This window comes from Lysinibacillus sp. UBA6686 (assembly GCF_002455205.1).
GTDB lineage: Bacteria > Bacillota > Bacilli > Bacillales_A > Planococcaceae > Lysinibacillus > Lysinibacillus pakistanensis.
Genome location: NZ_DKJS01000075.1, coordinates 26,131 through 45,443 on the forward strand (window position 1 = coordinate 26,131; position 19,313 = coordinate 45,443).

Annotated in this window: 20 protein-coding genes and 2 riboswitches; of the genes, 16 read left to right on the forward strand and 4 right to left on the reverse strand. The window is 36.5% G+C overall.

All coding sequences use genetic code 11. From position 1 onward, the window contains the following. The first annotated feature begins 186 nt into the window (after positions 1-186). The 9 genes from B2R82_RS19995 (at position 187) to B2R82_RS20035 (ending at position 8,159) form a co-directional block, all read left to right on the forward strand. Positions 187-1,101 carry a hypothetical protein gene (locus B2R82_RS19995; protein ID WP_286926628.1) on the forward strand — a complete coding sequence of 305 codons (915 nt, stop codon included), beginning with the start codon at positions 187-189 and terminating at the stop codon, positions 1,099-1,101. 93 nt (positions 1,102-1,194) lie between these two features. Beyond that, entirely contained in the window at positions 1,195-2,172 is a 978-nt protein-coding gene (locus B2R82_RS20000; protein ID WP_286926630.1) for a thymidylate synthase, read from the forward strand. Positions 2,173-2,385: 213 nt separating this feature from the next. Further along, complete coding sequence (locus tag B2R82_RS20005) at positions 2,386-2,568, forward strand: hypothetical protein (protein WP_286926631.1); 183 nt, start codon at positions 2,386-2,388, stop codon at positions 2,566-2,568. 56 nt (positions 2,569-2,624) lie between these two features. Continuing rightward, positions 2,625-2,831, forward strand: a complete 207-nt coding sequence (locus tag B2R82_RS20010) for a thymidylate synthase (RefSeq protein WP_286926633.1) — start codon at positions 2,625-2,627, stop codon at positions 2,829-2,831. Between the two features lie 147 nt (positions 2,832-2,978). Next, positions 2,979-3,392, forward strand: coding sequence for an Rrf2 family transcriptional regulator (locus B2R82_RS20015; RefSeq protein ID WP_286926636.1), 414 nt, complete (start codon positions 2,979-2,981; stop codon positions 3,390-3,392). A 69-nt stretch (positions 3,393-3,461) separates the two neighbouring features. Further along, complete coding sequence (locus B2R82_RS20020) at positions 3,462-4,091, forward strand: NAD(P)-dependent oxidoreductase (protein ID WP_286926638.1); 630 nt, start codon at positions 3,462-3,464, stop codon at positions 4,089-4,091. Between the two features lie 223 nt (positions 4,092-4,314). Beyond that, the gene (gene aspA, locus B2R82_RS20025) at positions 4,315-5,736 is read left to right on the forward strand and encodes an aspartate ammonia-lyase (protein ID WP_283872528.1); all 1,422 of its coding nucleotides are present in this window, start codon (positions 4,315-4,317) and stop codon (positions 5,734-5,736) included. A 420-nt stretch (positions 5,737-6,156) separates the two neighbouring features. Next, positions 6,157-7,401 (forward strand): methyl-accepting chemotaxis protein, encoded by a 1,245-nt coding sequence (locus tag B2R82_RS20030; protein ID WP_286926640.1) that lies wholly within the window; start codon positions 6,157-6,159, stop codon positions 7,399-7,401. A 350-nt stretch (positions 7,402-7,751) separates the two neighbouring features. Beyond that, the gene (locus B2R82_RS20035) at positions 7,752-8,159 is read left to right on the forward strand and encodes a transposase (RefSeq protein ID WP_414674130.1); all 408 of its coding nucleotides are present in this window, start codon (positions 7,752-7,754) and stop codon (positions 8,157-8,159) included. Between the two features lie 146 nt (positions 8,160-8,305). On the opposite strand, the gene B2R82_RS20040 is transcribed toward B2R82_RS20035, so the two are convergent. After that, on the reverse strand, positions 8,306-8,821 hold the full coding sequence (locus tag B2R82_RS20040) for an SHOCT domain-containing protein (RefSeq protein ID WP_286926642.1): 516 nt from the start codon (positions 8,819-8,821) through the stop codon (positions 8,306-8,308). Positions 8,822-8,969: 148 nt separating this feature from the next. Then, the gene (locus B2R82_RS20045) at positions 8,970-9,584 is read right to left on the reverse strand and encodes a hypothetical protein (RefSeq protein ID WP_286926643.1); all 615 of its coding nucleotides are present in this window, start codon (positions 9,582-9,584) and stop codon (positions 8,970-8,972) included. Between the two features lie 292 nt (positions 9,585-9,876). Between B2R82_RS20045 and B2R82_RS20050 the strand changes: the two genes are divergently transcribed. The 4 genes from B2R82_RS20050 (at position 9,877) to B2R82_RS20065 (ending at position 12,182) form a co-directional block, all read left to right on the forward strand. Then, positions 9,877-10,395, forward strand: a complete 519-nt coding sequence (locus B2R82_RS20050; RefSeq protein ID WP_286926644.1) for a hypothetical protein — start codon at positions 9,877-9,879, stop codon at positions 10,393-10,395. A gap of 171 nt (positions 10,396-10,566) precedes the next feature. Continuing rightward, positions 10,567-10,749: riboswitch (cobalamin riboswitch) on the forward strand. A gap of 30 nt (positions 10,750-10,779) precedes the next feature. Next, the gene (locus B2R82_RS20055; RefSeq protein ID WP_286926645.1) at positions 10,780-10,908 is read left to right on the forward strand and encodes a hypothetical protein; all 129 of its coding nucleotides are present in this window, start codon (positions 10,780-10,782) and stop codon (positions 10,906-10,908) included. An 88-nt stretch (positions 10,909-10,996) separates the two neighbouring features. Continuing rightward, positions 10,997-11,758, forward strand: a complete 762-nt coding sequence (locus B2R82_RS20060; RefSeq protein ID WP_286926646.1) for a hypothetical protein — start codon at positions 10,997-10,999, stop codon at positions 11,756-11,758. A gap of 22 nt (positions 11,759-11,780) precedes the next feature. Next, positions 11,781-12,182 carry a hypothetical protein gene (locus B2R82_RS20065; protein WP_286926647.1) on the forward strand — a complete coding sequence of 134 codons (402 nt, stop codon included), beginning with the start codon at positions 11,781-11,783 and terminating at the stop codon, positions 12,180-12,182. Between the two features lies 1 nt (position 12,183). Here the strand turns inward: B2R82_RS20065 and B2R82_RS20070 are convergent, their stop codons facing one another. Continuing rightward, positions 12,184-14,124, reverse strand: a complete 1,941-nt coding sequence (locus B2R82_RS20070; RefSeq protein WP_286926648.1) for an elongation factor G — start codon at positions 14,122-14,124, stop codon at positions 12,184-12,186. 245 nt (positions 14,125-14,369) lie between these two features. After that, a riboswitch (cobalamin riboswitch) is annotated at positions 14,370-14,556 on the forward strand. A 184-nt stretch (positions 14,557-14,740) separates the two neighbouring features. On the opposite strand from B2R82_RS20070, the gene B2R82_RS20075 reads away from it, so the two are divergent. The 3 genes from B2R82_RS20075 (at position 14,741) to B2R82_RS20085 (ending at position 18,617) form a co-directional block, all read left to right on the forward strand. Further along, positions 14,741-15,736 (forward strand): ABC transporter substrate-binding protein, encoded by a 996-nt coding sequence (locus B2R82_RS20075; protein WP_286926649.1) that lies wholly within the window; start codon positions 14,741-14,743, stop codon positions 15,734-15,736. A gap of 50 nt (positions 15,737-15,786) precedes the next feature. Next, positions 15,787-16,458: a precorrin-3B methylase gene (locus B2R82_RS20080; RefSeq protein ID WP_286926650.1), complete on the forward strand. Its 672-nt coding sequence runs from the start codon at positions 15,787-15,789 to the stop codon at positions 16,456-16,458. Positions 16,459-16,628: 170 nt separating this feature from the next. Continuing rightward, the gene (locus B2R82_RS20085; RefSeq protein ID WP_286926708.1) at positions 16,629-18,617 is read left to right on the forward strand and encodes a S9 family peptidase; all 1,989 of its coding nucleotides are present in this window, start codon (positions 16,629-16,631) and stop codon (positions 18,615-18,617) included. A 58-nt stretch (positions 18,618-18,675) separates the two neighbouring features. Here the strand turns inward: B2R82_RS20085 and B2R82_RS20090 are convergent, their stop codons facing one another. Then, positions 18,676-19,218, reverse strand: a complete 543-nt coding sequence (locus B2R82_RS20090) for a GNAT family N-acetyltransferase (RefSeq protein WP_286926651.1) — start codon at positions 19,216-19,218, stop codon at positions 18,676-18,678. Positions 19,219-19,313: the final 95 nt, after the last annotated feature.

Consider the following 19,313-nt stretch of genomic DNA (forward strand, 5'->3'; position numbering starts at 1 on the left):
ATCGAATAATCTCCGTTTCATCAAATAGTATGCTATATATTATCCATAATAAATGATCATTATGGAATACCGAAATCAGCTCTTTCGGAAAACCACTATTGCTTTTTCGGAATAACGAAATAGTCTTTTCGGTAAAAGCTATGATAGTGTAAATCTAGCATATGTGACGGAAAGGGGGAGCATTGCATGAAAAAGTGCGGATTGTCACTAATCCTGTTTTTCCTAGTCGCCATCATGTTGTATCCAATGACAGCTATTGCTAATGCCTTTGCAAAAGATAAGGTTGAAGTTGATATTTGCATTATCGGGAGTGATAATCATTTTGTTTATAAAATACCTAAGCGATTACATAAAGATAAGCCTTATGTTGAGATGAGAAATAAGATTGAATCCACATTAGCAAGTCATTGGAAGGTAGAAGATGCTCATTATGAAGCGAACCAGTCAGAAGTTGCGTATACTTTCTTCATTCAAGATTTATTTCAAGAAAAGCAAAGTGGGCAAATGAAAGTAGCAATTCCATATAGTATCCTAGTAGGAATGTTTGGTGAAGATGAAGCCATTGAATTACGTATTTTAGCTAGTAAATTAACGAATTGGAAAGTCAATGCAAATGATTGGGCAGCATTCGGGTTTGTAGCACCTCTCACGCTTTTAAGTGATCAGGAATATGTCTATGAGGGAGCTGTCTATGATCTTTTACAGCAGCGGGTAGGCCATTTTGATGGAACCGTCATGAAAGGTCAATTGGTGCTCAATAGCGTTATCTATTTTAGTTTTATTTTAGTGCAATTATTGACTTGTATAACTATGTCAAGACGCCTGAAAAAGAGAATTATTAAAGATCCAGAAAATATGCATCAGTTCCGAAAGTTAAATTATCTGTATCAAATCATTCCATTAATGGTGATCGTTGCGCAAATCGTTTTTTTAGTGATGTCTGGGCTGTTGACTGCATTTGGTCTTTATTTTAATCCAGGCATTGATTTATTATTTATTGTTGGACCGATTTTATTGAATATTATTTTGCTACCTACATTTTTCGTTACCACTGAAAGTGAAATCTCTAAAGAGTTAAACACCTTTGATTCAGGTATGTAAATATTGAAGTTGTTTTTTCTTTTTGCCCGACCAAATAGGGGTATTAGATGTTATAATGGTCAACAGCAAACGTGAAGGAGCTGTTGAGAGACGATGACGCATCCAGAAACTGCGTATTTAAATTTATTACAACATATATTAGAGAATGGCATTAAAAAGGAAGATCGTACAGGGACAGGGACATATAGTGTATTTGGCCATCAAATGCGTTTTGATCTCAGTAAAGGCTTTCCATTGTTAACGACAAAACGTATCCCGTTTAAACTTGTAGCTAGTGAGTTACTTTGGTTTATTAAAGGTGATACTAATATTCGATATCTATTACAGAATAATAATCATATTTGGGATGAGTGGGCCTTTAAAAAATGGATTGAATCTGATGACTATTCAGGTCCCGATATGACCGATTTTGGTAGACGGTGTTTAGTTGATGAATCATTTAACGTGACTTATCAAAAAGAGCTGGCATCATTTTGTGAGCGTGTATTGTCAGACGATGAATTTGCACGCAAATATGGGGAACTAGGGAATGTCTACGGCAAGCAATGGCGCAATTGGACAACATCTACAGGGGAGAGCCTTGATCAATTGCAGGATGTAATCCATCAAATTAAACATAATCCTGATTCAAGACGTATCATTGTCAATGCTTGGAATCCAGAAGATGTGATTGATGCAGGAGCAAAAGGCAGTAAAGCGGCATTACCTCCATGTCATGTGATGTTCCAATTTTATGTAGCAGATGGTAAGTTGAGCTGTCAATTGATGCAACGAAGTCTGGATACACTATTAGGCTGTCCATTTAATATTGCTTCCTACGCATTATTGACACATTTAATTGCGCATGAGTGTGGATTAGAAGTTGGCGAGTTTATTCATAGCATTGGGGATGCTCATATATATATAAATCACGTGGAGCAAGTAAAAGAGCAGCTTTCTCGTGAACCAAAGGACCTACCAACCTTGAAAATTAATCCGAATAAAACGTCAATTTTTGATATAGAGCTTGAAGATTTAACGATTGAGGGCTATAATCCGCATCCAGCAATTAAAGCACCCATAGCCGTATAACTATAACAGCAGCCGATTTGGTTGCTGTTTTTTTAGAATATTATTTTCCTGAAAAAGGTAAAATTTTAGAATAATTCACCAAATGTTTCAAAAGAGAGTTTTCCATTATATTGAATATGGCAATTATAGGATATATACTAAAATTAGATATCAATACTAAGAAATCTTTAGGGGTCAAATAAAAATGTAGAGGTGAATAGTATGAGGAAATCAATGATGTTTCAAATAGATGAAAGAGGAGAAAAACAACGTAGAAGGAAGTTAACGATCCATTCGCCTCAACCAGAAAAAAATGCTATTGAACAACATGAGCAATTCCACATCTCTACAAAATTAACACAGGAGCAAATTAAGAAAATGATGCAGGTAATTGATGAAATTCGTCTTAGACGATAAGGATATATTATAAATAAAGCGCTTTCTAAGCTATAATAGCCTAGGAGGTGTTTTAGATGAACGTAATATTTGTAGAAACATTTACAGGTACAGAGCTTTTACAAATGGTGTCACAGGATGTAGCTGGCATATTAGCAGCAGCACAAGGAGAGAGTGTAACATTCCCATTAGGTCACTTTAAGTATGAATTTCATAACCTAGATTTTTATGAGGAAAACGGAGAAATCCGACAAGAGCTAGTTATTTACGTAAAGCGAATTTAGTGCTGAACTTCATTCTGTCTTTTTATACGAGAGAAAAGAATAAGATGCATTTCAAACGGAAAAAATAAAGACAGGTGTTAAATAAAGCAATTTTCTTGCCTTTATCGATACCTGTAACTATAATAGTTACAACAGGTGGTGATACATATGGTGAACAGTCGATTTTCGGTAGCGATCCATATACTTTCGCTCATTGCAACAACATCTGATAAAAGTCAGCTAACCTCTGATTTTATGGCAGGAAGTGTCAATACAAATCCAGTTGTGGTAAGACGCATGATTGGTACCCTCAAAAAAGCAGGATTGCTGTCATCACAAACAGGCATCGCTGGATATGAGCTATTAATAGAGCCAAGAAATCTAACATTATTGGCTATCTATCAGGCAATTGATGGGCCCGAGCAACTTTTTGCGATTCATGATGAGCCAAATCCAGCCTGTATGGTGGGGAGAAAAATCCAACATACGTTGGAGGGTGTTTATACATCTATTTGGCATGCAATGGAAGAACAGTTACAAGCACAAACTTTACAGGATGTGCTAGATCAACTTCGTCTTTAAACGAAGTAGATCTTTTGTACTCTACCTGTAACTTAAATAGTTACAACTATAAACTAGGAGGAACACATAATGAAAATTGGTGTAATTGGAGCAACAGGGAAGGCAGGACAAAGAATAGTAGAGGAAGCATTACAACGTGGTCATGATGTAACAGCCATCGTACGCTCTGCCTCGAAAGTAGCAGCTAATATCCCTGTTATGGAGAAAGACGTATTTGCCTTAACGCAAGAGGATGTAAAAGGCTTTGATGTTGTTATTAATGCGTTTGGCGCTCCGTTTGGTCAGGAAGAATTACATGTAAAAGTAGGTCGTCATTTAATTGATATTCTAACTGGCATAGATACAAAATTATTTGTTGTTGGTGGAGCGGGCAGTTTGTTTGTAGATCCAGAAAAAACTACGCGTGTAATGGATACACCAGACTTTCCCGAAATGTTTTATGCAACAGCTAAAAACCAAGGTGAAAATCTACTTGATTTACAACAATCTGCAATTACTTGGACATTTTTAAGTCCATCTGCATTCTTTGATCCAGAAGGTCCAAGAACAGGAAGCTACAAAGCAGGTGCTGACCATTTATTAGTAAATGCTGCTGGTGAAAGCTATGTAAGCTATGCTGATTATGCAATAGCTGTAATAGATGAAATTGAAAATCCAACTCATAAAAATAGTCGTTTTACTGTAACTTCAGATAAATAAAAAAGAAAGTTCGGGATTTATTGGAAAGGTTTTTACTTGCTTCTTTTTTATGACATTCACAACTTAATGCGGAAAAATAGACCGAGCGTATAGAATGCGCTCGGTTTTTAGCGAATAATTTACTTTTTTAAAGGATTTTTTTATTTTACAGAAAAATGCCTGTTTACAATCCGCCATTAATTAGCTACTATCAAGTGTGAGTATTGCATAAAAGGAGACGACAATGATGTCAACACAACGTATAGAAAAAGATTTTTTAGGTGAACGAGTATTACCAGCAAATGCTTATTATGGGATTCAAACGCTACGTGCGACTGAAAACTTTCCTATTACAGGCTACACAATTCACTCGGCTTTAATTAAAGCAATGGGAATTGTTAAAAAAGCAGCAGCATTGGGCAATATGGAAGTACACCTATTATCAAAAGAAATTGGTGAGGCAATTGTCGAAGCAGCACAAGAAGTGATAGATGGAAAATGGGATGCAGAATTTATTGTAGACCCAATCCAGGGCGGTGCAGGTACATCGATCAACATGAATGCCAATGAAGTAATTGCAAACCGTGCCCTAGAAATTTTAGGGAAAGAAAAAGGGGACTATCAATCTATCAGTCCAAATAGCCATGTGAATATGTCCCAATCAACAAATGATGCTTTCCCAACAGCTATTCATATTGCTGTTTTAAATTTAATAGATGAATTACTGCTAACGATGGATAATATGCAAGCTGTATTCCACCAAAAAGCAGAGCAATTTGCACATGTAATTAAGATGGGACGTACACATTTACAAGACGCAGTGCCAATTCGATTAGGACAAGAGTTCGAAGCTTACTGCCGTGTGATCAACCGTGATATTGTACGTATCCGTCAAACTCGCCCAAATTTATATGATGTGAATATGGGCGCAACAGCAGTTGGAACAGGTTTAAATGCATTCCCGGATTACATTAAGTCTGTCGATGAGCATCTTGCTGAAATTTCAGGATTACCGTTAAAAGGTGCAACTCATTTAGTAGACGCTACACAAAATACGGATGCTTATACAGAAGTGTCTGGTGCATTAAAAATCTGTATGATTAACATGTCTAAAATCGCGAATGACCTTCGCTTAATGGCTTCTGGGCCCCGTGCCGGCTTAGGAGAGATTATCTTGCCAGCTCGCCAACCGGGATCTTCCATTATGCCAGGCAAGGTAAATCCAGTAATGCCAGAAGTTTTAAATCAAGTTGCCTTCCAGGTAATCGGCAATGATCAAACAATTTCTCTAGCATCTGAAGCAGGTCAATTAGAATTAAACGTGATGGAGCCTGTATTAGTATTTAACCTAATTCAATCCATCAGCATTATGAATAATGTATTCCGTGCGTTTACTGAAAACTGCTTAAAAGATATTGAAGCAAATGAAGAGCGTATGAAGGAGTATGTAGAGAAAAGTGTTGGTGTCCTAACGGCTGTTAATCCACATATCGGCTATGAAGTGGCTGCTCGTCTAGCACGTGAAGCAATCCTATCAGGTCGTTCAATTCGTGATTTATGTTTGGAAGCTGGCGTACTAACAACTGAACAATTAGATTTAATTTTAGACCCATATGAAATGACACATCCTGGTATTGCAGGATCAAGCATTATGAAATTGAAATAATAGTTTTTAGAGAGCACTTTGCCAAGCGTAAAGTGCTTTTTTATCTTGATTCAGCAGATTTTTACTGTACGAAAGCGAAGAGTCATGCATAGATACTCCCATCTTTATAGGTGATGAGGTGATTCTTTCTTTTTCAGTGCGGGTACAAATGCCTGCTATAATAGAGAAACTAAGGTAAAGAACTCCACATCTTGTTAAAACGCCTTAGTACCAACATCAAGATTGGCCTAAAAGCCCTGACGGATGTCACGAATTTTGAAGAGAGTTTTTCGAGTGAGTTCGAAAATCCAGACACAATTACACTGGGATTTAATTGATATGACTTAATTCTTACAATTGAGGGGTCTTTTTCTGTGAATCTAAGGGAAATTCAACTATAATAACTACATTGGAATATTATTATAGTTGGGGGAAATTAGTATGAGTTTAGGAAAAAGAAGTATAATTGGTTTTTCTGCTTTAAATGTTCTTATGATTATTATTTTAGTCATAGACCTAGCAAATGTTACATCATTGGATTGGTTATCTACATTATTAACAATACTGGGAATTGCAATGACACTTTCCTATATTGTCTATGTACAGTATAAAATTATTAAGCCCATCAACCAATTAGCAGCATCTGCTCAGGCAATTGCAGAGGGAAATTTGCATACTGCTCCTATTGAAGTGAATTCCAATGATGAAATTTCATCGTTAACAAAAGCATTCTTAGAGATGAAAAAACAATTACAAATTATCACACAAAAAATTGCCAATAGCTCTTCAGACTTATCTGCTAGTATAGAGGAGCTATCAGCCAGTACAAATGAAATTACGATGGCTGTTGATGAAGTCGATTCTCAAATGGAAAAAACGTCAGATAGACTTAAGCATGTAGCACAATCGGCCAATGAAAGTGCGGTGGCGATGCAAGAAACAGCTGATGGCATTGAACGAATAACTGTGGCAACGCAAGATGTTTTTGACCATGCAAAGGAAGCAAATGATGTTGCCGGTAACGGTGCAGAAATTTTACATGTGGCTAAAAATCAGATGCAATTTATCTCGAATTCAACTGAAAAAACAAGTCAATTAATGCAACAGTTAACAAATAAAATGATGGATATTAAATCCATGATCGATATGATAACTACCATTACAGATCAAACGAATTTACTAGCATTAAATGCAGCGATTGAAGCAGCACGGGCTGGGGAGCATGGTCAGGGTTTTGCAGTGGTAGCAGAGGAAGTTCGTAAATTGGCAGAGCAATCCAAACATTCAGCACATCAAATTGTTGAGCTAGTAGTTGGAATTGAAAATGATACAACACAGGTTGCATCATCGGTTGAAGAGGATTTAAAAAATGTTCAGCAAGGTGTCTATGTCATTGATGAAGCAACAAAATCATTTGGTACGATATCTCAACATGTAAGTAAAATGACGAGTCAACTGGAGGATATATCTGCTACAGCTGAGGAGCTTTCAGGTAGTGCTATTGAAGTAACGAAATCAGTTATGACAATTGCTTCTGGAATGGATAAGTTATCACATTATACAGAAGTTGTTTTACAATCAGTAGATGAGCAAAGTGCCTCCATGCAAGCAGTCAATACTGTATCACAAGATTTATGTGTGCAAGCGGAAAATTTACAAAAGCTTACACAGCGATTCAAGGCATAATCATGTAATAGAAGAAACTTAGAAAAAAATCACATAACCCACATGTTTAAGAAGTATGAATTGTTGATACATGTACATGACAATTTAGCAAAGACGTTATACAAAGCCTAGGCTCAAAAGTAATGTTGGTGCCTAGGCTGCTTCCATTAAAATTTGGCTTAAATCGATTCTTTATAATCATGCATTGCCGAAGTATATTGGAATGTTTTAGGGTTGAATAGTCCATTACGTTAATCCATCATCCCTAATTGTCCCATTCTATTCAATAAAGGATGGATAGGCTACACTAAGTTAGACAGATTTAATAAGGGCTAGTACACTATAATTACTAACCTAAAGGAGCGTGTTTTATGTCACGTCAACGTCGAACTTTTACAGCCGATTTTAAACTTCAAATGGTGAAGCTATATGAAAATGGTAAGTCTCGTGCAGATATTGCGAGAGAATATGATATTACACCATCTGCACTGGATCGTTGGATTAAAAACCATCAAGAAACCGGTTCATTTAAGGCAGAAGATAACCGTTCACAGGAAGAAAATGAACTAGTAGAGCTACGCAAAGAAGTACATCGCCTGCGAATGGAGAACGATATCTTTAAAGCAAGCAGCGCTGATCATGGGACGAAAATAGATGTGATTCGTCACAATGCTCACAAATATTCGGTATCAGCAGATGTTTTTTGTGCGAAAGCGAAGCGGCAGCAACAATGTGCGACGTCCTACAAATCCCAAGAAGTTCATACTACTACCACTTAAAAATACAAGAAGATGATGAGCGACAAGCACAAGAAGCCGATTTACAACAAGCTATTTACGTCATCTTCAAATACCCCATCTTTTAGAAGCTTCTTTAACAGTCCTAACATCATTTAATATATACATGAAATTCTCCTTCTAAATTCCTAACAAGGCTTTTTCTTCGCGTCAAATTCTTCCTGAGTCAATATCCCATCATCTAATAAATTCTTCAATTCGATGATCTCGTCAGCAACATCATACATATCTTTTTCTTTTGGAGCTGTAGGTGAAGAGGAAGTTTCCTTTTCAATCGCCTTGAAATTTTCAATAGCATTCTTAATTTCAACAACAACATGCATTGGTACATTATCAATTAGAGTTTTGCTTCCAGATGAGACAATTTCAATAGTTGAATTGGCAAGCTTACTAGAAATGTTAATGCTGCTAATCGATTCTAAAGGAATGTTTTTTTCGCCGTTGGAAGCCATACTCTTGATTTCATGAAGGACCACGCGTTTATCTGTGAGATATAACTGTTCAGTACCTTTAACAGATGCACATACGGCTAGAAGTGTTTCACCTTGATCGTTGAATTTATCATCAAACAATTGAATTTGTTTAGCCATTATCTTTTTCTTTCCAAATCCAGCTAACTTTATAGTTTCTGCTATTGTATCCATGTCACGCACCCCTTACAGATTTTTGTAATTTCATTTTAAGGAAAATATTGACAATAGTACATAACAAAAAAACAGACAACTGTATTAGTTATCTGTTTTGTAATTAAAACAATTAAAATTACTATGAACTTGTTTTATAAAAGAAAGTTTATTTTGTAATCTTTACATTATTAAATCTGTAATCTGTCCAGTTAGCACGAATTAAAATATTTATTGAATCAGCATCAACAGGAGCATAGAAAATAACATCTTCAGCAGTTACGCCAGGCTCAATATAGGTATCAGCGTGGGGAACATTCTCTTTTTTATTATATCTTTCAAAATTGAATTTAAAGTTATAACTGTACTGATTTCCATTTGCGACAATCTTAGATAGATCACTTCCATTGCTAATTTTATCATTAGAGTTATTTACATATGTAACATAAATTTTTAATGAATCAGAATCTTGTACAACTTTATCAATTTTAACTGTTACATTTTTAATAGTTTGTGATAATTCAGATTGGGTAGTAGTTGTAGTTGATCCAGTAGCATTTGATGTAACTGCATAAGTATTAGATTTACTATCATAAGTAACCTTATCACCGTATAATCCCACAATAGCATCTAGCGGTACATATGCTTTTTTGTTAATGATCTGGACATCAACAGATTGTTTTTTTCCATCAAAAGTGAAATTATACTTTGTTGCAGCGTATGCACCCATGCTGAAAGTTAATAGTAAAACAAGTATGCTGAATAGAATTGTTGATTTTTTCACTGCAAAAACCTCCTTTTTTTCCATTTTATTCGAACCTTTGTTATGTGTATATAATAAAAAACAGACAACTTTATTAGTTATCTATTCTTCGTTCCGTATTGGACTGTTTAGCTTGTTCAATTACTTCCTCAAAAGCTGTTTTAATTTCCTCTAACCAGCTTCCAGTTATTATTGAATTGTGTAAAACCAGATTATTATAGATGGTCCAAATAATTATGAATCAAAAATAGTTTTAGATGATACCAATAAGCAAATTGGTTTATGGATAAATATTATAAAAAATGCTCCTTTAATGTCAAAAACATTTAGTAAATATGATTTTAAATTTATTTTGATACCATTTAAAGATATTTTATCTGTTGAAATAATAGAAGATGGAGTTTCAGTAACTAGAACATCAAGAAGTTCAAAACTAGGTGGTGAATTAGTTGGAGTACTAGCAGGAGGAGTAGGGGCAATAATTGGCGGTACTTCTGGAAGCAAAACTACAACAGAAAATATAAAACAAATTAATTTATTAATAACAGTTAATGATATCCATAATCCAATTTATACTATTAATTTCTTTTCATCAAATGTTGATTCTACTTTACAAAACACAAATCATAAAGACGCAATAATGGTTTGTAAAGAATGGTATAGTATTTTGACTCATATTATTAAAAAAGATAATTCAAGCGAGAAAATTTCATCTAAAACTACTACTATAGAGAATGTAAATATATCTGAAAAACTTAAAGAGTTAAAGCAATCAAATATTGAGGGTATTTTAACAGATGATGAGTTTATGAACAAAAGCAAAGGATATTGAATAGGATATAAGCTGATTTTTTAATATGTTGAATAATAGAGGAGTAATTCCCTCTTTTTTATTTGCAAAAATATGAAGAAAAGTGAAAAAACTAACATTAATTGACTTCTAAATTACACTCCTTTACAATTGATTTTAATAGTCTAATAGGAACTTGATTCCTTAACAACTGAATAGCGTGTAATAATAGGTGTAAATTGCGTGCAATTTACTGAAAAGGGAAGTCGGTGCAAATCCGACACTGTCCCGCAACTGTAAATGTGAGCGACTTTTCAAATACCACTGTTTTCAACGGGAAGGGGAAAAGAAGCGATGACCATAAGTCAGGATACCTGCCTATTATGAGTACACACCATAACCCTACGAGGAATAGGAGGTGGCATGTTGACAAAACAGAATGCTCTGTTTGTCACAGTACGTCGAACGCCCAAATTAAATAAAGGTATGTGGATGAGTTCCCATACATTTAGATTTGGGTATCGTTTGACCTTTTGTGATGAACGAAAACAATAAATTGAAGGATTTCCTCTAAATATGAAGGAAATCCTTTTTTTACTGATGACTTCCGTTTTGAAAATATGTACGAAAAGAGGATGCACATATGACGAATATTCATGTATGGTCAGCACAGGAAACGCACATTGAGGATATGAAAATTTGTAAGCAGCCACGCACTGAAGTTGCCAAGCAAGCAAAAACAAGAATGGTTGTGGAATCACTTGTTGATCAATTACTTGCAACCCGTCTTATTAGTAATCAGCGACTATTTGAACAAATTTTATATAATAAGGACATTATTTGGATTCAAAATGAGGAATTTAATGGACATCTTTTCGCAAGGGCAGAGATAGCAGAGAACCTGAAAACGAAAACAAATAGCTTTATGATGTATATGCCAACAAATCCAATTGTGTATGAGGTGGATGGCGAGCTTTATCATTTAATTACACGTATCGATTCAACCCGTTCTAAACCAAATCTAGAACGATTTTCTGTAGAGCCTAAGCCTGTATTAAGTGCTGCTCGTGTCAATGATTTATTGTGCTCAATTGTGATGCGCTTTTATGAAACTTATTTGGAAGATTTATCACGAATTGCTCAGGATAACAAACTTATTAGTCTAGTAGAACGTGAGTATAAGCATTTTTTACAAGCCGTGAAGGAACTAAATGATTATCATTTAAACTGGCATCCACGTGGTAATGGTCATGAGCTATTGCTGCAATTAATTGATAATTTGCAACTTTTGAAAAGTAGACCAGGCAAAGTATTAACAGACTTTTCGAATTCCCATAGCTACGCTGTTGTAGAACCTTCTTATCGCCCTTTCAAAGACACAAGGCAAAATGTATGGGCATTATAGAAAAAAGCAGCTGCTCAGGTCAGTGGAAATTGTTCTATTTAATTCAAGAACAACATGGGTTCAAGAGAAAACTGCTCATGTCAGCAGAATAGCTCAGTTACATGGGAAAACCACTCCGGTCATCCAAAAAATAGCTCAGGTAAAGTTGAAATCCGCTCCGGTCATCCAAAAAACAGCTCGGGTACAGGAGAAATCCGCTCCGGTCATCCCAAAAATCGCTCGGGTACAGGAGAAACCCGCTCTGGTCATCCCAAAACTTGCTCAGGTTCAAGTGAAACCCGCTCAGGCAAGCCATAAAACTGCTCAGGCTAAGGAGAAATCCGCTCCGATTAATCAATACCTCTCGAAACCAGAATTAATAGAATCTGCAGTACAGAAACAGGACATGGTATCAATTCCACATGTCCTGTTTCTACTTTTCTAAATTATTTGATACAATGCATTGCTGCTTGTGCCTCATGCCATGGAACGGAATAGCCTTTTCCTTTTGCGCAAAAAATACTTGCGGATGTATATTCAGGATCGGCATTTTTATTGTAGCCGATTTGAGTAATAATTTCTTCCGGATTATGACATTCATCGTAGCCATCAAATTGTAGAGAAAGCACACCCTTACCATTGGTGTAGGCCGCAAAGGTCGTACTATAGTTCATAAATGTCGCGACAGGAGCACGACCCGTAATCATGACATCCTCTTCTGAAACAATTGGAGGGTCAAATGTACCGGATGCTTGCTGAATATCTGTCATTATGCGGCCGATAAAATCGGTAGATGCTTTTAACTTAAAGCGGTAATAGGGCTCCAGAAGGATGTTCGCCGCTTGTTCAAGCCCTTGCCGTAATGCTCGGAATGTGGCCTCACGAAAATCGCCGCCGTCGGTATGCTTAATATGTGCACGCCCTGTTAAAAGCGTAAAATGAATATCAGTCACGGGAAAGCCTGTTAGTAATCCATGATGTTCGCGCTCGAATAAGTGCTTTTCAATCAGTCGTTGATGCCCAACGGATAAATCGTCTGTATGACATGCATTGACAAATGTAATACCAGTACCGCGTGCACTTGGCTCCATTAATAAATGTACTTCTGCATAGTGTTTTAAAGGTTCGAAATGACCATATCCTGTAACAGTTGATGCAATTGTTTCCATATATAATATCTGTGGCTCCCCGAACGAAATGGCTAGTGAAAAACGCTTGTTTAGCACTTCGATAAGGACCTCAAGCTGGATAACCCCCATAATATGTACTTGAATCTCTTGAAATTTTTCATGCCAAATCACACGTAATGACGGCTCTTCCGCTTCAAGGATTCGAAAGATTTTTAAGACTTCCTTTATATGTTGGTCTCCCTTGTATTGTACTTTGGCCTGAAGGGTTGGCACTAACTCATAGGGCTGTGGGTTACTAGAGCTTCCAAGGATCGCACCAATATTTGCTTTACTAAGCCCTTTTACAGCAAAAATTTCGCCAGCTGTCACTTCTTGTACGGTTTCATAACGATGTCCGTTATATAACCTTATTTCCGTCACTTTTTCGGTTACATCGCCAAATGAAAATTCATCTCGAATATGTAAGGTTCCCTGTAATGCTTTGATAAAAGTTAAACGTTGATGGCCATCATGTCGAATTTTAAAGACTTCACCTTGAAATGGTGCAGCAGCATTGAAATGTGTTTCAGTAAGCAGTGGGAGCTGTGCAAGGAATTCCTGTATGCCGATATCTTTTAATGCTGAGCCAGTAAAGCACAAAAATGCCTTTTCCTGTTTAATCATCGCTTGGAGTTGGGTAAAACAGCTACCACTATCTAATGTTTCATTAAGAAAAGCATCCAAAAGATTGTCATCACGTTCAGCTAGCCATTCCATTATGTTAGAAGGAATATAATCCGAATGGAACATTTCATTTACTAATAGTACATCCTCAGAGCAATCTTTTTGAAGCTGTGCCATAACATTATCCACCGCTGCACCTTCACGATCAATTTTATTGATAAAAAAGAAGGTTGGAATGTGATACTGGCGTAATAGGTGCCAGACTGTTTCTGTATGCCCCTGTAAACCCTCAACTGCACTAATCACAATGATGGCATAATCCATAACACGAATCGCACGCTCCATCTCAGGGGAGAAGTCGACGTGTCCTGGTGTATCGATTAATGTATAGGTATCGTTGCCAATTGTCATCCGACCTTGCTCAGCAAAAATTGTGATGCCACGTTGACGCTCCAGCTCATGATTATCCAGAAATGTATCCTGATGATCCACCCGCCCACGAGCCTGAATACTTTTTGTATGAAATAATAATTGCTCTGAGAATGTTGTTTTTCCTGCATCCACATGAGCAAGGACTCCAATAGTTTTATGCATAAAATAATCCTCGTTTCTATAAATCCGTCCATTTCATTGTAACAGAATTTTGTTGAATTCAAGAAATATGAATATGTCATAATTGTGCTCCAAATCAACTGATTATGAAAAATAATTAATGTAAAATAGTTCTCGATTATGTAAGAATAGTGCTATAATATTAAAAATAATTAGAAAATGGATTTTTTTGTGAGATTGCGAATAGAAATTTCTTTTGCTAGTCTATCAATAATATTTATAACAAACAATAATACCTTTATATTGGTGCAAATGGCCTTAGTCATTTGCTTAAAAGGGAAATCGGTGCAAATCCGATGCTGTCCCGCAACTGTAAATGGGGAGTCTATACAAAATGCCACTGTATTCAACCTATGGGAAGGCGTATAGATGATGAACCTAAGCCAGGATACCTGCCAATATTATTCTTTACTTTAACCACGAGGATGGGGATAGTGAATCAGGCCAAAAGCCATTATTTCACTATGCGAACCTCTTGGAAACAAGGGGATTTTTTTATGCCCTTTATCAATTTATTACACAGTACATAACAAAAACATGATAGTAAAGAAGTCAACTGATTTCTTACTATATATTTAACATCAAAGGAGAAAAGGACATGAAGAAATGGAACAGCATGTGGCTTGTCTTTGCACTGGCATTAATGGCCATTCTAGGTGCATGCAGTGCGAAGGAAGATAAAGAATCAGCAGCACAAGGGGAGAAGGTTGAACCATCGCAAGCGGCAACGGCAGAAGTAACGATCGACAATAACGGGACAACACAGGTCTATAAAGAAGCGCCCAAAAAAGCAATTAGCTTAAACCAACATGTAACAGAAATTATGCTAGCTTTAGGCTTAGAGGATTCAATGGTTGGTACAGCTTATTTAGATGATAAAATTTATGAGCCTTTCCAAGCTGCTTACGATAAAGTACCTGTATTAGCTGACCAATATCCTACAAAGGAACAGGTTATTGATGCAGAGGCAGACTTTTTATATGGGGGATGGAAAAGCGCCTTTGGTGAAAAAGGTGTTGGTACTCCTGAAGAGCTTGAGGCATTAGGAATTCACACCTATTTACATACAGCCTCCAATATGACAAAACCAACTTTAGAGGATATTTTCATAGATATTCGTAATATCGCAAAAATATTCCGTGTCGAAGATCGTGGAGAAGCTTTGATTGATCAAATGACAAAAGATGTAGATAATATTCGTGCCAAATTGCCACAGGATGGCAAAGAGTTACCTGTTTTAGTTTTTGATAGCGGTGATAAGGAAGTCTTTACAGCAGCGCAAAACTTTATGAATGAGTTGGTAACGATTGCTGGGGGTAAAAACATTTTTGGTGATGTGGAGGCAGGTTGGACAACTGTTTCAAAAGAAGATGCAGTTGCACATAATCCAGAGGTGATAGTTGTCATTGATTATGGAGAGACATCTGCTGAGGAAAAAATTAATTTCTTAAAGAATGACCCAGCATTAAAAGAAACAGAAGCCGTGAAAAACGAACATTTTGTTATTTTACCATTATCTGCAGCATCTGAAGGTGTCCGTGCCGCAGAAGCGATTCAAATTTTGGCAAAAGGCTTTTATCCAGATAACTTTTAAAATTTGAGCTAGCATTTTGCTGGCTCCTTTTTCATAAGGAGATATCATACATGAATGCATTTAATATGAACATACCAGAGAAAACCTTTGAAAAGCTAAATCATCAGGGAGAATTTACTCGCCTTGCGGTAAGCCCTGGAATTATTAATAAGCATTATACTCCAACACAATTTCAAATAATCGCAAAGGTCGTTGGAAACACTGGTGCTATTAAATACTCTGCATCCTACAGTATATTATTATCAATTCCTACTGTTGGTCTAGGAGAAGCTATAAATGAGCTACAAAAAGCAGGACTATACGTGGCAAAGCAAGGTCCGATCGTTGCCATGAAGGCATGTGATTTCTGTGATGGCGATAAAATGGAGGCAGCCCCTATAACAGAGCAATTATATGATTCATTAGAAGGGAAGGCAGTTCCATCAAGATTACGCTTAAATGTTAATGGCTGTGCATCGGCTTGCTATAATGTTGTCTATGATGATATCGGCCTCATTTATCAAAAGGATAGCTTTGATGTTTATTTAGGAGCGGTGCCGATGGGGGCAAATGCTCAAGCGGGGACATTGTTTGCTAAACGGATTCCCGTTAACCATATTGAAAGCTATCTCCATGCAATTATTTTACTCTACAAAGAGCATGCTCGATCAAATGAACCTTTTTATAAATTTTATCGTAGAACAAAAACGGCTGACTATTGGGATATAGCGTTTGATTTCTAAAAACTAGTCTTATCAAGCATGGTGTCACTTTGTAAGAAACCTCGTCATTGTAAAATACTTCTTCACATATAAAAGATTACATAGGCTTAAAAAATTTTTTCTTTTAAGCAGGGAAAATACTTAGTGTATCGAAATAAAATGCTATGTAAGAATTCAACAAGAAGGAGCGAATAACAGTGAAACATGGGATTCAACCAGAAGATTTATATCGATTAAAATCAGTATCAAATCCACAAGTATCACCTGATGGAAAAGGAGTAGTTTATGTAGAAACTTGTATTGATGAAAAAAAGAATGACTATGTATCAAATTTATTTTATATAAATTTGACTGAAAAAAATCCTCTACAATGGACATTTGGTGATGATAAAACAAATTCACCTGTGTGGTCATCCGATGGCAGCAAAATTGCGTTTGTATCAACGAGAACTGGCAAGCCACAAATTTTTGTGCTTGCTAAAACAGGTGGAGAAGCCAAACAAGTTACGCATTGTAAAAACGGTGCCACATCACCTGTATGGTCTCCATGTGGTAAGAAAATTGCCTTCTCCGTAAAGCTTGGTAAAAATGAAGATATCTGTGATAAAGCAGAAGATGTTAAGAAAGAGGAAAAAGAACTTAAACCTCTTGAAGTTGACAACATGAAGTATAAATCAGATGCTGCTGGATTTATCGATATAGATCAATATACTCACATTGCCATTGTCGATCTTGAATCAGGGGAGCTAGAACAAGTGACGACAGGAAGCCATCATTTCCATTTGGATACATGGTCACCAAATGGAAAATATCTGGCTTATCTGGCTGATTTAACAGAGGATGTAGATTTTTCTTTCAATAATGATATTTATTTATTGGAGGTAGAAACGAAACAAACGCGCCAACTAACAGAAGGAACGGGGGTGTTCTACCAAACTTCATGGTCCCCGAACAGTCGATACATCGCTTTTCTTGGAAGTGAGAGAGAATTTGAAAACGCTACACAAGCAAAGCTATGGATTTATGATTTGGAGCAGGGTAATTTAACAGGTGTAACAAGTGATTTTGACGCTCCTGTCGGTGATTTTGTAGTTGGAGATTATCTACAAGATGTTGTGGCTCCACGTATCCAATGGATGAAGGATAGTCATAGCTTTTACTTCCAAGTGACAGATCACGGAAATACAGCCATTTATTTTGGAAATATTGCTGGAGAAATATATCCAGCGATTCATGATAATCAGTATGTCTATGGTTTTTCACTTGATTCACAAAATGATAAAGCAGTCGTTGCCATCAGCACTACAACAAATCCTGGTGATCTATTTTACGTCAATTTAAAAACTGGTGAAAAGGAACAGCTCACTAAAGTGAACGAAGAGTTTTTAAGATCAAGAATATTATCTGTTCCAGAAGCTATTGAATATGAAGGGGCAGATGGCTGGAAAGTAAACGGCTGGATAATGAAGCCCATCGGATATGAGGAGGGGGGAAAATATCCACTTATTCTTGAAATCCATGGTGGTCCGCACGCAATGTATGCCCATACCTATTTTAACGAATTTCAAATACTTGCTGCACAAGGTTTTGCGGTACTATATACGAATCCTCGCGGTAGTCACGGCTACGGTCAAAAATTTGTTGATGCAGTCCGAGGTGATTATGGTGGCAATGATTATCAAGACCTTATGGCTGCTGTTGACTATGTATTGGAACAGTATGAATTTATTGATCAAGACCGACTTGGCGTGACAGGAGGCAGCTATGGTGGCTTTATGACTAACTGGATTGTTAGCCATACAAACCGTTTTAAAGCGGCTGTTACGCAACGCTCTATCTCTAACTGGATTAGCTTTTACGGTGTAAGTGATATTGGCTATTACTTTACAGACTGGCAAATTCAAGCGGGACTAGACGATATTGAAAAGCTATGGCATCATTCTCCGCTGAAATATGTGGACTATGTACAGACACCACTGTTAATTTTACACAGTGAAAAAGACTATCGCTGCCCGATTGAACAGGCAGAGCAATTGTTTATTGCCTTAAAGCATCGTAAAAAAGAAGCAAAATTTATTCGCTTCCCTGAATCCAATCACGAACTTTCAAGAAGTGGAAAACCAATGTTAAGAATGAATAGATTGGAATATATTCGAGATTGGTTTGTCAAATACCTATAAGAATCATAGAGGGTGGTGGCTTAAGGGCTAAAAAAGCTTCTTAGGCCATCTTTCTAAATTATTGATTAATAACTCCATAAAATACTAAATCCTCGTATTTACCGTCTTTTATAATATGATCCTTTAATATTCCTTCTTGTGTCATACCAATTTTCTTCATTACTTTTCCAGAAGCAGGGTTTGATGAAAAAAATCGTGCAAATACTTTGTGCAGTTTCTTTTCTTCAAAAGCGAATTGTAGAATCGACTGCGCTGCCTCTGTCGCATAGCCTTTTCCCCAATATTGCTCACCAATCCAATAGGCAATTTCTCCTTGATTAAAACGTTTGTTATTCGATAATGCAATTGCTCCATATAATTCACCAGTTTCTTTATCAGTTACTGCAAATTCGTACGAAATATCCTCCATAAAATGATCGTAATGGCGTTCTATCCATGACAACGCATCATTCAAACTATATGGATAGGGCAAGTACAATGTACTTTTATAAATATTATAGTTATTGCAAAGCTTTGCCACCGTTTCTGCGTCAGATGCTTGAAATAATCGCAGGACTAGCCTTTCAGTTGTAATCATTAACTTTTCACGAATATACGCCATTTAATCACTCCAATTACCTATAATTTGTAAGTATATTATATAATAAACCAGAAATTTATCCGAACAAAAAGACAGAATCATAGGGAGGTGATTCT

Coding starts and splice junctions, on each gene's coding strand:
- B2R82_RS19995 (WP_286926628.1), top strand. CDS start 187: ATGAAAAAGTGCGGATTGTCACTAATCCTGTTTTTCCTAGTCGCCATC.
- B2R82_RS20000 (WP_286926630.1), top strand. CDS start 1,195: ATGACGCATCCAGAAACTGCGTATTTAAATTTATTACAACATATATTA.
- B2R82_RS20005 (WP_286926631.1), top strand. CDS start 2,386: ATGATGTTTCAAATAGATGAAAGAGGAGAAAAACAACGTAGAAGGAAG.
- B2R82_RS20010 (WP_286926633.1), top strand. CDS start 2,625: ATGAACGTAATATTTGTAGAAACATTTACAGGTACAGAGCTTTTACAA.
- B2R82_RS20015 (WP_286926636.1), top strand. CDS start 2,979: ATGGTGAACAGTCGATTTTCGGTAGCGATCCATATACTTTCGCTCATT.
- B2R82_RS20020 (WP_286926638.1), top strand. CDS start 3,462: ATGAAAATTGGTGTAATTGGAGCAACAGGGAAGGCAGGACAAAGAATA.
- aspA (WP_283872528.1), top strand. CDS start 4,315: ATGATGTCAACACAACGTATAGAAAAAGATTTTTTAGGTGAACGAGTA.
- B2R82_RS20030 (WP_286926640.1), top strand. CDS start 6,157: ATGAGTTTAGGAAAAAGAAGTATAATTGGTTTTTCTGCTTTAAATGTT.
- B2R82_RS20035 (WP_414674130.1), top strand. CDS start 7,752: ATGTCACGTCAACGTCGAACTTTTACAGCCGATTTTAAACTTCAAATG.
- B2R82_RS20040 (WP_286926642.1), bottom strand. CDS start 8,821: ATGGATACAATAGCAGAAACTATAAAGTTAGCTGGATTTGGAAAGAAA.
- B2R82_RS20050 (WP_286926644.1), top strand. CDS start 9,877: ATGTCAAAAACATTTAGTAAATATGATTTTAAATTTATTTTGATACCA.
- B2R82_RS20060 (WP_286926646.1), top strand. CDS start 10,997: ATGACGAATATTCATGTATGGTCAGCACAGGAAACGCACATTGAGGAT.
- B2R82_RS20070 (WP_286926648.1), bottom strand. CDS start 14,124: ATGCATAAAACTATTGGAGTCCTTGCTCATGTGGATGCAGGAAAAACA.
- B2R82_RS20075 (WP_286926649.1), top strand. CDS start 14,741: ATGAAGAAATGGAACAGCATGTGGCTTGTCTTTGCACTGGCATTAATG.
- B2R82_RS20080 (WP_286926650.1), top strand. CDS start 15,787: ATGAATGCATTTAATATGAACATACCAGAGAAAACCTTTGAAAAGCTA.
- B2R82_RS20090 (WP_286926651.1), bottom strand. CDS start 19,218: ATGGCGTATATTCGTGAAAAGTTAATGATTACAACTGAAAGGCTAGTC.